The 15189-nt window shown below is 35.6% G+C and carries 13 protein-coding genes; 5 read left to right on the forward strand and 8 right to left on the reverse strand.

Translation table 11 applies throughout. The annotated features are described in order from the left end of the window. Positions 1–60: 60 nt before the first annotated feature. The 3 genes from hemL to Q1A01_RS18345 are packed head-to-tail and all read right to left on the reverse strand — an operon-like array spanning position 61 to position 3081. Entirely contained in the window at positions 61–1347 is a 1287-nt protein-coding gene (gene hemL / locus Q1A01_RS18335; protein WP_299683749.1) for a glutamate-1-semialdehyde 2,1-aminomutase, read from the reverse strand. Between the two features lie 3 nt (positions 1348–1350). Continuing rightward, positions 1351–2166: a glucosaminidase domain-containing protein gene (locus Q1A01_RS18340; RefSeq protein ID WP_299683750.1), complete on the reverse strand. Its 816-nt coding sequence runs from the start codon at positions 2164–2166 to the stop codon at positions 1351–1353. Between the two features lie 3 nt (positions 2167–2169). After that, on the reverse strand, positions 2170–3081 hold the full coding sequence (locus Q1A01_RS18345; protein WP_299683751.1) for a pyridoxal-phosphate dependent enzyme: 912 nt from the start codon (positions 3079–3081) through the stop codon (positions 2170–2172). Between the two features lie 495 nt (positions 3082–3576). Between Q1A01_RS18345 and Q1A01_RS18355 the strand changes: the two genes are divergently transcribed. The 3 genes from Q1A01_RS18355 (at position 3577) to Q1A01_RS18365 (ending at position 6497) form a co-directional block, all read left to right on the forward strand. Further along, entirely contained in the window at positions 3577–3747 is a 171-nt protein-coding gene (locus Q1A01_RS18355) for a DUF5522 domain-containing protein (protein WP_299683753.1), read from the forward strand. 127 nt (positions 3748–3874) lie between these two features. Then, positions 3875–5857, forward strand: coding sequence for a urocanate hydratase (locus Q1A01_RS18360; RefSeq protein WP_299683754.1), 1983 nt, complete (start codon positions 3875–3877; stop codon positions 5855–5857). Between the two features lie 19 nt (positions 5858–5876). Further along, positions 5877–6497 (forward strand): DUF4136 domain-containing protein, encoded by a 621-nt coding sequence (locus tag Q1A01_RS18365; RefSeq protein WP_299683755.1) that lies wholly within the window; start codon positions 5877–5879, stop codon positions 6495–6497. Positions 6498–6595: 98 nt separating this feature from the next. Here the strand turns inward: Q1A01_RS18365 and Q1A01_RS18370 are convergent, their stop codons facing one another. The 4 genes from Q1A01_RS18370 to Q1A01_RS18385 form a co-directional block, all read right to left on the reverse strand. Continuing rightward, a complete protein-coding gene (locus Q1A01_RS18370; protein ID WP_299683756.1) occupies positions 6596–8125 on the reverse strand; it encodes a hypothetical protein in 1530 nt (509 codons plus the stop codon). Between the two features lie 358 nt (positions 8126–8483). After that, positions 8484–10550 (reverse strand): alpha-ketoacid dehydrogenase subunit alpha/beta, encoded by a 2067-nt coding sequence (locus Q1A01_RS18375; RefSeq protein WP_299683757.1) that lies wholly within the window; start codon positions 10548–10550, stop codon positions 8484–8486. Positions 10551–10585: 35 nt separating this feature from the next. Further along, positions 10586–11650 carry a branched-chain amino acid aminotransferase gene (locus Q1A01_RS18380; protein WP_299683758.1) on the reverse strand — a complete coding sequence of 355 codons (1065 nt, stop codon included), beginning with the start codon at positions 11648–11650 and terminating at the stop codon, positions 10586–10588. Between the two features lie 96 nt (positions 11651–11746). After that, complete coding sequence (locus Q1A01_RS18385; RefSeq protein WP_299683759.1) at positions 11747–13048, reverse strand: dihydrolipoamide acetyltransferase family protein; 1302 nt, start codon at positions 13046–13048, stop codon at positions 11747–11749. A 168-nt stretch (positions 13049–13216) separates the two neighbouring features. Here Q1A01_RS18385 and Q1A01_RS18390 point away from each other — a divergent pair, with 168 nt between their 5' ends. Next, positions 13217–13687 carry an Lrp/AsnC family transcriptional regulator gene (locus Q1A01_RS18390; protein WP_299683760.1) on the forward strand — a complete coding sequence of 157 codons (471 nt, stop codon included), beginning with the start codon at positions 13217–13219 and terminating at the stop codon, positions 13685–13687. Between the two features lie 323 nt (positions 13688–14010). Here Q1A01_RS18390 and Q1A01_RS18395 read toward each other — a convergent pair whose 3' ends face one another. Then, entirely contained in the window at positions 14011–14607 is a 597-nt protein-coding gene (locus tag Q1A01_RS18395) for a transferase hexapeptide repeat family protein (protein WP_299683761.1), read from the reverse strand. A gap of 288 nt (positions 14608–14895) precedes the next feature. Between Q1A01_RS18395 and Q1A01_RS18400 the strand changes: the two genes are divergently transcribed. Beyond that, positions 14896–15189, forward strand: coding sequence for a hypothetical protein (locus tag Q1A01_RS18400; protein WP_299683762.1), 294 nt, complete (start codon positions 14896–14898; stop codon positions 15187–15189).

The raw sequence follows: 15189 nt of genomic DNA on the forward strand, positions 1-15189 counted from the left end.
TTTGGATAAAGGAGAGATTTTAGAAAGTCTCTCCTTTTGTTTTTAAATCTATTTGAGGTATTACAAAGTACTTGCTACTTTCTGTACAGCACGTATGGTTGTATCTAAATCTTCATATGTCAAGGCATCTGTAATAAACCAAGTCTCATAAGCGCTAGGCGCAATGTAGATACCTTCTGCTAATAACCCGTGGAAAAACTTTTTAAACGTGTCATTATCACCTAGTGCAGCTGTTTTAAAATCAACAACTTCATCTGCTGCAAAATGAACAGAGATCATAGACCCCACTCTATTAATAGTATGTATTACATCCTGAGCATTTAGCGCTGCTTCAATCCCTTTATGTAGATATGCTGTCTTTTCTTCTAAGCGTTTAAAAAGACCTTCATTCGTATTGATCTCTGTAAGCATAGCCAAACCTGCTGCCATTGCCAATGGATTTCCGCTTAATGTTCCTGCCTGATATACTGGACCTAAAGGAGCCAAATGACTCATGATTTCGTCACGTGCAGCAAAAGCACCCACAGGTAAACCACCTCCGATCACTTTTCCAAAAGTTACAATATCTGCTGTCACACTCTTGAGTTCTTGAACACCTCCTTTAGCTAACCTAAAACCCGTCATTACCTCATCAAAGATGAGTAATGCATGATGTTGATCACACAAATCTCTCAATCCTTCTAAGAATCTATCTTTAGGAGGAATACACCCCATATTACCTGCTACAGGTTCTACGATAATGGCTGCAATCTGATTAGGATTTGCTTTAAAAAGCGCTTCTATTTGATCTATATTATTATAATCAGCTAGTAAAGTATCTTTAGCGGTACCTTCAGTAACGCCAGGACTATTAGGAGTTCCAAATGTAACAGCTCCACTACCAGCTTGAATTAAGAAAGAATCTGAATGCCCATGATAACATCCTGAAAATTTTATAATCTTTTCTCTATTTGTGAAACCTCTGGCGAGACGTATCGCACTCATACAAGCTTCGGTTCCGCTGTTTACGAAGCGTATTTTATCAATACCTGGCACCATATCTATAGCCAGTTTAGCGATTTCTGTTTCAATCTCTGTAGGCATCCCAAAAGAGGTTCCTTTTTGAGCCTTAGCCACTACGGCATCTACAACAGGTTGATAGGCATGTCCTAATAGCATAGGCCCCCAAGAATTAATATAATCTATAAGTCTTCTACCATCTTCATCATAGAGATAGGCTCCTTTTGCTTCTTTTACAAAAATAGGGTCACCGCCTACAGATTTAAATGCTCTTACAGGGCTATTAACACCTCCTGGAATAACCTTTTGCGCTTCTACAAATAATGCGCTACTTCTTTTATATATCATGAATTAATTTCCTCTATCAAATGGTTCTACATACAATACTTGTCCTACAAAAATCTCATTGCTCTCAAGTCCGTTGAATTTTTTAAGATCTTCAACTGTAACCCTGTACTTTTTAGCAATACGATATAATGTTTCTCCTTTTTCTACTGTATGCTGATTTTTTCTATCAACTACTTTCTTGTAATCTTTTTCTTTTTTACCAAGTACTTCCCCATCATATTGATATAATTTATAGCGCTCAATAAGTGATATTAATTTATCAGGATATTTTTTATCTGTAGCATATCCAGCTGCTCGCAGTCCTTTTGCCCAGCCCTTATAATCATCTTTAGGTAATTTAAAAAGGCTAGAATATCGCCCCCTATTAGATAAGAATAAAGAGTGATCTCTAAATGAAAACTTAGCTAAGCTATACTTTCTAAAACACTCTCCTTTTTCATCATCATCATGGTACACTCTTGCTCCTTTCCAATCATGACATTTGATACCAAAATGGTTATTTGCTTTTCTCACCAACTCTCCATCTCCTGCTCCAGACTCTAAAATTCCCTGAGCTAATGTTATACTTGCAGGTATTCCATACTGACGCATCTCTTCTTGAGCAATCGACACATAGGTTTCTATATAACCGTTTACTCCTGTTTTAGGAACCGGATTTACTACTTTCTCTTCTTTTTCAGAAGGCGTCTCTTTAGGCGAGGTTGTTACACGTTCTTTTCGTTCTTTTTTAGGAGTAACTTTACGAGTTGTTCTTTTTGAAGATCCACAACTCCCAAGTACAAATCCAATTAAAAACAAAAGTGCTATTCGTCTTATCATTTTCTATATATCTATCGTTTGAAGTCCTTTTTTTTCTAATCTTTTATTGATTCCTTCCACTCCCTGAAGACCTCCCGTATGGATTGCTAAAATACGGGAATTTTGCGGGAAATATCCTTGTGAAATGAGGTCAAAAATTCCGTACATCATTTTTCCTGTATAGATAGGATCTAATACTATATTGTATGATTTTTTAAATTCATTCATAAAACGTACAAGCTCATCTGTAACTTTAGCATATCCCCCAAAATGACACGTCTGTACTAGCTGCCAATTCTTTTTCTTTACAACACTTTGTATTTCATCTTCCAAAAAATTGCCTTTTAATGCTGGAAATCCAAGTATTTTTTGAGAAGAGTCAGACGCATTTATAATTCCTGATATCGTTCCTCCTGTTCCTACGGCACAACATATATAATCAAATGAAAGGTCTGAAGGTGTTAGTATTTCTTCACATCCTTTTATAGCTAGCTCATTAGTTCCTCCTTCTGGCAAGATATATGCATCTGGATATTCTTTTTTGAGTGCATCTAAAAACTGTTGTTCTTCTTTTTGTTTATATGCCGTTCTGGAAATAAACTTAAGCTTCATTCCGAAAGAAACTGCCCGTGCTAATGTTTTATTTTCTGATAGTGTTTTTTCGACATCTTTCCCAAGTTCATCTCCTCGTATAATTCCTATGGTATCAAAATTATATCTTTTTCCTGCTACTGCAGTTGCCGCTATATGATTTGAATATGCCCCTCCAAAAGTAAGTAGGGTTTTATAATTATTTGCTTTCGCGAAAGCGATATTATATTTAAGTTTTCTGTATTTATTACCTGAAATATAAGGATGAATCAGGTCTTCCCTTTTAATGGACAAACGTATGGTATTAGAAAGAGGTATACCTTGATTTTGAGTTGTTTCAATCACTATTTTCCAATTAAATATACGTATATGTAGTACTTCTCATAAATATTTAATAAAAGCCCAGCTCGATCTATTTTTTAAATAATTGAGATTACTTTCATTCCTATAAGCCTCTCTTTCAAAAGAAATATTACTATATGCTTTATAGCTATTTCTATAATATATATATCGTATTACATACTCTGTTATATACCAAATAAAAAAAGGTAGCACTAGCATTTCTAGCTGTTGACGTAGGTGAATACGCTCATGATTTATAAAGACGAAATCATCTTTTAATTCCTTGCGTTTCATAATAATAAAAGGCCATAATGTAAGACCTACAAAACGCTTTCTTAATAGGTATTTGTTTACAATGAAAAACACACTTCAAAAGTAAGCTATAATCTTAGCAATCAAACCAAATACTATAGTAATTATCTACCAAGCTATTAACAATATAATATAAATAGTAATCATCATACAGTCTTAGTATATTTGTAGTATTAAAAAATTACAATGTCTTTTACCCGAAAACGAATTCCTCTTGAAGAAGGAGATTATTACCTTACTCCAGAAGGATATAAGTGCTTTACTGAGCAATATCATCTAAAACGTGGATATTGTTGTGAAAGCGGTTGTAGACATTGCCCATATGGGTTTGATAAAAAAACAAATACACAATCCTAAAAATGGACACTAAGATCGTATCATATCGCACTTGTATTTCTACGATCCATCATAGGGCTAATATGCGTTATCCCTGATTTTTAAAATATACTTCAATTAAAATCAGTATCATTTTAAAAATTAGCACATGACTTTTCAAGAACATATACTTCAAGGAATTCCTAACGAACTTCCCGCAAAAAAAACATACGACACCTCTATAAATCACGCTCCAAAGCGTAAAGAAATTCTTTCTTCCTCAGAAAAAGAATTAGCATTGCGTAACGCACTACGTTACTTTGAATCGAGACATCATACAACCTTACTTTCTGAGTTTAAAGAAGAATTAAACACCTATGGACGTATCTACATGTATCGTTTTAGACCTGAATACAAGATGTATGCTCGTCCTATAGAGGAGTATCCCGCACAATCAAAACAAGCCGCTGCCATCATGCTGATGATTCAGAATAATCTTGATTATGCGGTAGCACAACATCCTCACGAGTTAATTACCTATGGTGGTAATGGAGGAGTATTTTCTAATTGGGCACAATACCTACTTACCATGCAGTATTTAGCTCAAATGAATAACAACCAAACACTCGTGATGTATTCTGGACATCCTATGGGATTATTTCCTTCTCATAAAGATGCCCCAAGAGTTGTCGTTACAAACGGGATGATGATCCCTAATTATTCGCAACCAGATGATTGGGAAAAATTCAATGCACTAGGAGTTACTCAATATGGACAAATGACTGCTGGAAGCTATATGTATATTGGCCCTCAAGGCATAGTACATGGAACTACAATTACTGTTCTTAATGCTTTTAGAAAAATAAAAAAATCCCCTAAAGGTGGTCTTTTTGTGACCTCAGGACTAGGTGGCATGAGTGGTGCACAACCTAAGGCTGGTAATATTTCAGGATGTATTACCGTTTGTGCCGAAGTAAACCCTAAAGCTGTTCATACCAGACATTCACAAGGTTGGGTAGACGAAGTAATCACAGATACCACTACACTCGTAAGTAGAGTTCGCACAGCACAAAAAACAAAAGAAACCGTATCTATTGCCTACCAAGGCAATATCGTAGATGTCTGGGAAGCTTTTGACAAGCATAGTATTCATATAGATATAGGAAGTGATCAGACATCACTTCATAATCCTTGGGCCGGTGGATATTATCCATTAGGTATGAGTTTTGAAGAAGCAAATACATGTATGGCTGAGGATCCAGTACGCTTTCGCGAAAGCGTAAAAAGCACGCTTGTACGTCATGCAGCAACCATTAATAAACATACAGAGAAAGGAACATATTTTTTTGACTACGGAAATGCATTTTTATTAGAAAGTTCTAGAGCAGGTGCAGATATCCTTGCCGAAAATGGTATTGATTTTAAATACCCTAGTTACGTTCAAGATATTATGGGGCCTATGTGCTTTGATTATGGTTTTGGCCCTTTTAGATGGGTATGTGCTTCTGGTAATCCAGAAGACTTAGCAAAAACAGATCAAATAGCCTGTGACGTACTAGAGCAACTTGCGCAACAAGCTCCTGAAGAAATCCAACAACAAATGCAGGATAACATCCAGTGGATTAAAGGAGCGCAAGAAAATAAACTTGTTGTAGGTTCACAAGCCAGAATCTTATATGCAGATGCCGAAGGACGTATGAAAATTGCGCAAGCCTTTAATGATGCAATCGCCCAAGGCACCATTGGATATGTAATTTTAGGGCGTGATCATCATGATGTATCAGGAACAGACTCTCCTTATAGAGAAACCAGTAACATTTATGACGGGAGTCGCTTTACCGCAGATATGGCTATACACAATGTAATAGGCGATAGTTTTAGAGGCGCTACGTGGGTAAGTATCCATAATGGCGGAGGTGTAGGATGGGGCGAAGTTATCAATGGTGGTTTTGGTATGGTTCTTGATGGTAGTAATGATGCTGAAAGACGTTTGCAATCCATGCTTTTCTGGGATGTAAATAATGGTATTGCTCGTCGAAGTTGGGCTCGTAATGAAGGTGCTGTTTTTGCCATAAAAAGAGCGATGGAATCACAACCCGACTTGAAAGTTACATTACCAAATATTGTAGAAGATCGTTTATTTGAACAATAACACTTAAAAAAAGGAATCTATGAAAGCATTACGATTACTCCCATTACTAGCCATCATGCTCGTTGTCTCTTCATGTAGCACTGTACGTGTCGCATCAGATTATGATCAAACTGTCAATTTTAACGACTATAAGACCTATGCCTTTTACAAACCTGGCATAGATAAAGCAGAGATCTCTGATCTTGATAAAAAACGTGTTCTTAGAGCAATTGAAACAGAAATGGCTGCTAAGGGTTTTACAAAATCAGAAAACCCTGCAGTACTTATTAGCATTTTTGCAAAAGCAAACAAGCGCATAGATGTGTATCAAAATAACAGATTCGGTTTTGGAGGATTCGGCTGGGGCGGATTCGGTTGGGGCGGATTTAACAGATTTGGCTGGGGCGGATTTGGACCTTGGGGAGGTGCTGGTTTTTATGGAAACACCGTTTCTGAACGCACTGAAGGAATTCTATACATAGATCTTTTAGATGTAAACAAAAAGCAACTCGTATGGCAAGGTAAAGGAACAGCATCCTTAATCTCTGGTAATGTAGATAAGCGTGAAGCGCGTATTCAAGAGATTGTAAAAGAAATTATGGAAGTGTACCCTCCAGCGCTTGCTGAGAACAATAGCGAATTAACTCGCGAAAAAATATAGTCCTTTCCTCAAAAGAAAAGACCTGTAAATGATACAATTCTCATATTGTATCCCGAAAAACACCGAACTCCTTTCTTCGGTGTTTTTTTGTTAATATACTATTCTCTTTCCTTATAAGGCCTTTTAATTTTTAAAGGTCTTGGAGTTATATAACCAGGTCCAATGGGTAATCGCAATCCTTCATGCTTTGAAACGACTTGTCCATTTGCATCTTTCGTATCTGCTCTATTAGCTACAATTTGCCAAGAAAAAGCAGCATTACTTGTTCCATTTTTAAGCTCTTTCACTGTAAATCCATCAATAGATTTATTAGTCACGTATACTCCATTACACTCTCCTTCAAGCGTTACATATACTTTTAATGGATGGGCATCATTTATGTAAAGAGATTTTTTCAAAATAGCATCTAATGTGATTCTAGCTTCACCATTTACAAGTTGACCAATTCCATAATCCTGAAATACAATTTCTGGAGCCTCAGGAGCAAACATAACTCTAGGCATGTTTTGATCATCCTTGATTAAAGTAGATACAGAACCTGTCCCTATGATTTTATAATCTGTTCCGTTATTTCCATTATTATTAGTACTATAACGCATTCCCACATAAGCAAAAGTTTGATTACCTGTTTGTGGTCCCCCACTAAAATATCCTCCATAATAACTATCTGCAGCACTTAAAGCCCCATCTGGACTTACATTATCAAAGCCTGCTATTTTAGCAAATGCCCTATTGGCATTATTACCATTAGAAGTTGTGGGATCAAAATCTGCATCTAAATCAAACTCTGCAGCTGCATTTCCTAAATTTGCATTATCCATTGAGCCATCACCTGCATATGCAAATAATCCTAATGATCCCGAAGATGCAGAAACTCCAGACCCACTTGTAGGTATAGCATATGTTGTTGATCCATTTCCTCCTAAAATAGCTGTACCCGAAACATCAAAATTTACAGCAAATAACCCATTAGATACACCACTGCTAGTTGTTTGTCCTACTAATCCATCTCCTCCTCCAGAGTTATTTCCAAAAATAGCAATACCTGTGCTTGTATTCTGTCCAAAAACTCCAATTCCCGTCCCTGTTGAAAAACCATTTACTGCAGATTCATTTGTTGCTGCTTCTACTGTCAAAAGATTGGTAGTAGATGGTGATGTATTATTTATAGATACTCGCCCATCACTTAACACTCGTAATCGTTCTGTTCCGTTAGTTGCTATAATAAGATTCTGAGCATCCGAAGTTCCTATATAGTTTTCTCCAGAAGATGTTCCTGGAGTAGTTCCAGAATTACCCGTTAATTCCCAATCTTCATTGACAGACGCATCAGATAATGCAGACCATTCAGAACCATTCCAATAGTAATAGCCTATTCCAGTGGTTGTATTTGTATTATAAACCAGTAGACCTACAGTAGCTCCACCTACAATAGGAGCCACTGTTGATAAGTCTACAATATCAACTCTAGGAAGAAGCACCCCTTTATCTGCCGATGTAATGTCTAGCATTGATCCAGCTGATGGAGAGGTTGTCCCTATACCTACCTGCGCTACAATTGGGGCAAAAAATAGTATTGAAAATAATGTAGAAATAAAGAAATTCTTCGTTGAGTATAATACAATCATTGATTTGGGAAATTATTGATTTATAACCCCAAATTAGTTTTTATGTTATAAAATTCCAAATTATAAAAAATCATAAAACCCTACAAAACAACAACATACACCTCAAAACACATACGGTTTTCACATAATTCACAACTTATAAAATGTGAGAATTTTCCTTAAAATATTAACAATAGTAAGACTTTACGTACAAAAAGACATTTTAACACATAAAACTCTAAATCAACAAGTTATTTTTACGGCTTTTTTTTAAAAAAAAATAAATTTTAACAAAAAAAGCCATTTCTATATATAGTTTTATATACAAAAATGACTTTTATACTTTTAAAGTACTAGGTATCAATAAATAAACAAAAATCTAATACGCTAGTAAAGTTTCTATTTTAGCTTTCACTTTTTCTGTACTAGGAATCATAGTTTGCTCCAAGGTACTATTTAAAGGAATAGCAGGCATATTTTCAGATCCAATAAGCATAACTGGCGCATCTAATTCTTGAAAACACTCTTCTTGAATTCTTCCTTGAAGACCGCGGCTAAATCCATTATCAGATGGTTCTTCTGTAATTACAAGACATTTACCACATTTTTTTACACTCTTAAAAACAGTTTCATAATCTAACGGATGTAATGTTCTAAGATCTACTATTTCTATACGGTCTTGCATTCCCAGCTCAGCACTTGCATTCATAGCCCAATGTACTCCCATTCCATACGTAATAATAGAAATGGTTTCTACATCTTCTTGTTTCCAAATCTCTTGCAACACCCAAGCCTTCCCAAACGGAAGTACATAATCTTCAGAAGGCTCTATAGAAGTAGCACCTTTAGTACCAGGTACTTTAGACCAGTATAATCCTTTATGCTCAAAAATAACTACAGGATTCGGGTCATAATACGCTGCTTTTAACAGCCCTTTTAAATCGGCCCCATTAGAAGGATAGGCTATTTTAAGACCTCTTATATTTGTTACTACACTTTCTACTGAAGACGAATGATATGGGCCTCCAGACCCATAAGCACCAATAGGCACTCGTAATATCATAGATACAGGCCATTTTCCATTACTCAAATAACAAGAACGTGATACCTCTGTAAAGAGTTGATTTAATCCTGGCCAGATATAATCTGCAAATTGTACTTCTACGATAGGTTTTAATCCAACAGCACTCATACCAACTGTAGAACCTACAATATATGCTTCTTGAATAGGTGTATTAAAAACACGATGATCTCCAAATTTCTGTGCAAGTGTAGCAGCTTCTCTAAAAACACCACCTAATCGTCCTCCTACATCTTGACCATACATCAAGCATTCTGGATGTTTTCGCATTAACTCTTCAATAGCAAATAAGGCGCAATCTACCATCACTACTGGTTCCCCATCTTTTGGAGAGCGTTCACCGATTTCTTCGGTGATAGGCGTTGGCGCAAAATCATGTGTAAATAAATCTTCTGGTTTTGGATCTTCTGCTGTTTGCGCTTTCAAAAAAGCCTCTTCTGTTTCCGCTTTCGCGAAAGCTATTATTTCATCGATCTCTTTTTGAGAAATTCCTTGATCCAAAAGTAACTGTATCATCTTTGGATATGGATCACGACTACGGGCTTCTTCTAAATCATCACGATACCATTCCATACGCACACCAGACGTATGATGATTGAGCAAAGGTACTTTTGCATGCACTAAGAAAGGTCTACGCTCTGTACGTATTTTGTGAATTACATCTTGTAACGTATTATAACTTTCTTCGAAGTCAGTTCCATCTATAGTAACGGCTTCTAAACCATTAAATCCACGTGCATATTCATAAGCATCCTGCGCTCTAGTTTCAGCAGCATTTGCACTAATATCCCAACCATTATCTTGTACTAAGTAAAGTATTGGTAATTGTTTGAGTGCTGCCATTTGAAAAGCTTCAGCGATTTCTCCTTCGGTCACTGAGGCATCTCCTAATGAACAGACTACAAAAGGGTTCTCGACTGCGCTCGAACTGACATTATCATTTTGACCTTGTTCAAGGGTTTCTTTATACCAAAACCCCATAGCAACTCCTGTAGCTGGAATAGTTTGCATTCCTGTTGCGCTACTTTGATGCGGTATTTTAGGCTTATCATCATCTCTTAAACTAGGGTGCGAGTAATAGGTACGTCCACCAGAAAAAGGGTCATCTCGCTTTGCGAGTACTTGTAGCATCAAATCATGTGGTGTCATTCCAATAGCCAGTAACATGGCATCATCACGATAATACGGAAATGCATAATCTTGCGGTAATAATTGCATTCCTATAGCCGTTTGAATTACTTCATGACCACGACTCGTTGCGTGTACATATTTTGAAACTACTTTAAAATTCTCTTCATACAACTCGGCCATTGCTTTTGCTGTACATAAATTTTTAAAACCTTTTTTAAGTATCTCTTTATTCATCTTTAGCACCTGTGAAGACAGGCAACTATTTGGTGTTATACTAATTCTTGAGTTGTCACTGGAACCATCCATCCAAATACATCTTCTTGTGCTCCTGTTTTTATGGCATTTAATGTATCGTTTACGTCTTCTCCAACAGGATGTGTTTCTGATACTTTTATGGTATCATCTCCCCAACCTATTTTTTGAATATAAGCGATACCTACAGCAGTACCTGTACCAAATGCTTCTTCTAAGGTTCCATTTTGAGCAGCCTCAGCGATTTCATCAATGGTGATAGGCCTTTCAGTAACCGTATATCCTTTGTGCTTTAAAAGATCGATCACACTTTTTCTTGTAATACCATGCAATACAGCTCCATCAAGATTAGGCGTGATAAATTGTCCGTCTATCTTAAAAAAGATATTCATAGTACCTACTTCTTGAATATATGTATGCTCATTGGCGTCTAACCAAAGTACTTGATCATATCCTTTTGCTTTTGCAATTTCTGTAGGTCTAATAGCTGCTGCATAGTTTCCAGCTGCTTTTGCTTCTCCTGTGCCTCCTGTTGCTGCACGTATATACTTCTTTTCTGCCCATAATTTTACAGGCTTACTAAAAAATGGCCCTGCCGGGGAGGCGATGATAATAAATTTAAAACTTGTTGCTGCTCGCATTCCAATAAAAGGCTCGTCTGCATACATAAATGGTCTTAAATATAATGCACTCCCATCTGCTGGTGGAATCCATCCTTTTTCTACATCTACTAATGCTTTTAATCCTTCTACAAAAAGGTCTTCAGGAAATTCTGGCATCCCCATACGGCGTGCACTTGCATTAAGACGTGATGCATTTTCTGCTGGACGAAATAAAAGAGGTTCCCGCTTTCGCGAAAGCGTACTCTTCATTCCTTCAAAAATAGCTTGCCCATAATGCAATGCCATTGCAGCTGGATGTGTTGGAATAAGCTCCAAAGGCATTACTCTAGGGTTTTGCCATTGCCCATCTGTATAATCACAAATAAACATATGGTCTGTAAAAGTGCGACCTAATGGAATATTATCAAAGTCGATAGTATCCATTTTTGACGCTGTAGTTTTAGTGATTGTTATATTCATAGTAGGTATGCTTTTATATTGATATTTTGATACAGGAAACACGAAACATCTTTTCTTTTATATAATCCTGACGATAAATTTTCGTGTATCTTGATTCTAAAATGTCCTCGTTATATCAAATTGTTCTAAATTATCTGCTATTCGCTTTAAGAAACTTCCTCCTAAAAATCCATCTACAGTTCGATGATCAAAACTTAATGACAAGTACATCATTTGTCTAATTTCAATAGAGTCTCCTTCTGGGCGTTCCATTACTTCTGCACGTTTTTTTATAATTCCTGTGGCAAGAATGGCTGCTTCTGGTTGGTTAATAATTGGAGTTCCCATGACACTTCCGAAGGTTCCTACATTACTAATTGTAAATGTGCTTCCCTTAATATCATCTCCGCTTAGTTTGTTTTCTCTAGCAAGTGCCGAAAGTCTATTTACTTCTGAAGCGATCTCTACTAGGTCTTTTTTATCTGCATCTTTTACAACAGGTACAATTAAATTGCCAGAAGGCAAGGCTGTTGCCATTCCTATATTGATATGCTCTTTTACAATAATATTAGATCCATCTACAGAGACATTAATCATAGGAAAATCTTTTACTGCTTTTGCAACAGCTTCTACAAACAGTGGCGTAAATGTTAGTTTTTGATTATGTTTTTTCTGAAAAACAACTTTGTTCTCATTACGCCATGCAACAAGATCTGTAAGATCTGCCTCTACATATGCCGTCACATGCGGACTCGTATGTTTACTATACACCATATGATCTGCAATCATTTGGCGCATACGATCCATCTCTACAATTTTCCCAGTTCCTTTATCTAGATCTAACTGAGGTATTCTATAAGCGGTAGGGTCTGCTTGTGCAACAGGTTGTGCAAATTGAAAAGGGCGTCCTTCTTCTATATATTGCATCAAATCACTCTTACGGAGACGACCTTCTTTTCCTGTGCCTGGAATACGCGCCAATTCTTCATAAGATACATGGTGCTGCTGTGCTATACTTTTAATAAGCGGACTCACAAACAGGGTTCTATCTGGCACTGTAAAAGCAGCGTTTTGTTGTATTGTTTTTGTTGTTTTTGCAACGGTTTTCTTAACTGCCTTTTTTGTTGCTTTCTCTACTTTCTTTGTAGATGTGACTTCTTTTTTTGTAATCGTCCCTTCTACAACTTCATATATTGCAATAGCAGTTCCTACCTCAACCACACTTTTAGGTTCAAAAAGATGCTTTTTCATAACTCCTGAAGATAGAGCAGGCACCTCATTATCAACCTTATCTGTAGCAACTTCTAATAAAATATCTCCTTCTTCAAAAGCTTCTCCTTCTGCTACTAGCCAATTTAATATCGTTCCTTCGGTAATACTTTCACCCATTTTGGGCATTAAAAGCTGATCTTCTGTCATTTATAATTTTATTTACAACTAACACAAAATACTAATAAAACCTATTATTAAAGCTTTATAACCCATTATAGACATTAATAGTAGAATTTTATTCTTTTAATAATTAATAAATAGAATAAAATTCTATATTTACTTCTCTTTACTTATTAAAACAGTAAACTATTACTTATGAAGCTAGATGCTACAGATCAAAAATTATTAGATCTATTACAAAAAGACTCTAATCAGACTGTAAAATCATTATCACAGAAATTAGGAAAGTCTACAACTCCTATTTTTGAAAGAATTAAAAAACTTGAAAAAGAAGGGTTAATTAAGGGATATTCTGCTCGACTAAACACCAAAAAAATTGGTCTTAAACAGACTGTTTTTATAGCTATTTCATTACAAGGACATACTCGGAGTTATCTTGAAAAATTTGTAAAAGAAATCAATAACTTTCCTGAGGTAGTGGAATGTCATCGTGTGAGTGGAGGATTTGACTATTTACTTAAACTAGTGGTTGAGGATATAGAAGCATATGAAACATTTATTATTACAAAACTAACGCTACTTCCTTATTTAGGTAATGTACAAAGTCATATTGTACTATCTACAAGTAAAGAAACAAATGAAGTAGATTTATCATTTTTATCATAAAAAAAGTGATACTAACGTAAGCGTTATTATCACTTTTATACATCTACTAACATAACTGTACTTTATATTTTATTTCACTTTATAAAATACTTTATCTATGTATAGCATAACTTGCGCCATTTGCTAATTCTTGCAGGAGAGCAACTAGTTCTTTTGTTTTTTCGCGAAAGGTTTTCAATAACTTTTTCATAATTTCTGTTTTTAAGAATTAATACTATGTGTATACTCTTTAGACGCAGTTTTTATGAAAGGGTTGAGCTATTTAACACTTAATTACCAATAAATTAACGCAGCATGATATAAGTGTTAATATTACACTTATATTAAGTATTCTTAAACTCCTGAAGTGTTTTATAGAAATCTTCTTGTACTGGTCTATTTTCAGGAATCTCTGCTAAGGGTTCGACCTCCTTTAATGTATCATGACAATCAGCTGGAAGTTGTTGGTATAATTTTGTTCCTGCAGTTTTCCAAGAAATCATTTCATCACTTATTTCTTTTATGATTTTGGCAGGATTTCCAACAACCAAACTTCGAGCAGGAATAACTGTAGTTGCTTTTACAAATGCCATAGCGCCCACAATACATTCATCACCTATCACCGCATCGTCCATAATAACACTATTCATACCTATGAGACAGTTCTTTCCTAAGTTTGCTCCATGTATTACAGCACCATGCCCTATGTGTGCGCTTTCGCGAAAGCGTATAGACTTTCCAGGAAACATATGTACTGTACAATTCTCCTGAACATTTACCCCATCTTCTAGGATAATCTCTCCCCAATCACCACGTATAGCAGCTCCGGGTCCTATATAACAGTCTTTTCCTATAATTACATTTCCAGTAACTGCGGCTAACGGATGAACAAAACTAGAAGGGTGTACCACAGGGATATGTCCTTTAAAACTATATATCATAATTTAAAAATTATATAATTTCTATTATCAGATGAATATGAAAACATAAGCATACATCTAAAACAATATTATTGTTAACAAAAATGTTAAAACACCATAAGTAATAACATAATTCTGTAAGTATTTACGTTAATATTACTACTAAGTCCTAAATAAACAATAGAATATGATATAACCAAACACATTTTATGTAGTTTTTACAAAAATATGTTCAATCAAAAATTCATTATATCTTATTGTTAATAGCACTTAAAATATACCCACTCAACTTAAAACAACTCCACCCTCATGGAAATTACAGGAAAAATTCACCCAACTAAAAAAGAGTTTCTTTACACATTAAGATTCCCTGATGAAGATGTATTCAAAAGTCAGCAAGAAAAGGATTTACGACTGCACTCTATAAACAGAGCAATGCGCCTAGGTAATGTCGTAAAAAACAAAGTCCGTATTTATTTCAAAGATTCTTTAGACAGAGTCATTTTTGTATATACTACCGTGTGGGGTGTTACTAAGAATGACGTTATTTTAAAGAAAGGAGTTACACTTCCTATTAAAAGAATTATTCAAGTAGATGGTTAA

Origin of the sequence: uncultured Dokdonia sp. (assembly GCF_947492815.1) — a bacterium.
GTDB lineage: Bacteria > Bacteroidota > Bacteroidia > Flavobacteriales > Flavobacteriaceae > Dokdonia.

Coding starts and splice junctions, on each gene's coding strand:
- hemL (WP_299683749.1), bottom strand. CDS start 1,347: ATGATATATAAAAGAAGTAGCGCATTATTTGTAGAAGCGCAAAAGGTT.
- Q1A01_RS18340 (WP_299683750.1), bottom strand. CDS start 2,166: ATGATAAGACGAATAGCACTTTTGTTTTTAATTGGATTTGTACTTGGG.
- Q1A01_RS18355 (WP_299683753.1), top strand. CDS start 3,577: ATGTCTTTTACCCGAAAACGAATTCCTCTTGAAGAAGGAGATTATTAC.
- Q1A01_RS18360 (WP_299683754.1), top strand. CDS start 3,875: ATGACTTTTCAAGAACATATACTTCAAGGAATTCCTAACGAACTTCCC.
- Q1A01_RS18365 (WP_299683755.1), top strand. CDS start 5,877: ATGAAAGCATTACGATTACTCCCATTACTAGCCATCATGCTCGTTGTC.
- Q1A01_RS18370 (WP_299683756.1), bottom strand. CDS start 8,125: ATGATTGTATTATACTCAACGAAGAATTTCTTTATTTCTACATTATTT.
- Q1A01_RS18375 (WP_299683757.1), bottom strand. CDS start 10,550: ATGAATAAAGAGATACTTAAAAAAGGTTTTAAAAATTTATGTACAGCA.
- Q1A01_RS18380 (WP_299683758.1), bottom strand. CDS start 11,650: ATGAATATAACAATCACTAAAACTACAGCGTCAAAAATGGATACTATC.
- Q1A01_RS18385 (WP_299683759.1), bottom strand. CDS start 13,048: ATGACAGAAGATCAGCTTTTAATGCCCAAAATGGGTGAAAGTATTACC.
- Q1A01_RS18390 (WP_299683760.1), top strand. CDS start 13,217: ATGAAGCTAGATGCTACAGATCAAAAATTATTAGATCTATTACAAAAA.
- Q1A01_RS18395 (WP_299683761.1), bottom strand. CDS start 14,607: ATGATATATAGTTTTAAAGGACATATCCCTGTGGTACACCCTTCTAGT.
- Q1A01_RS18400 (WP_299683762.1), top strand. CDS start 14,896: ATGGAAATTACAGGAAAAATTCACCCAACTAAAAAAGAGTTTCTTTAC.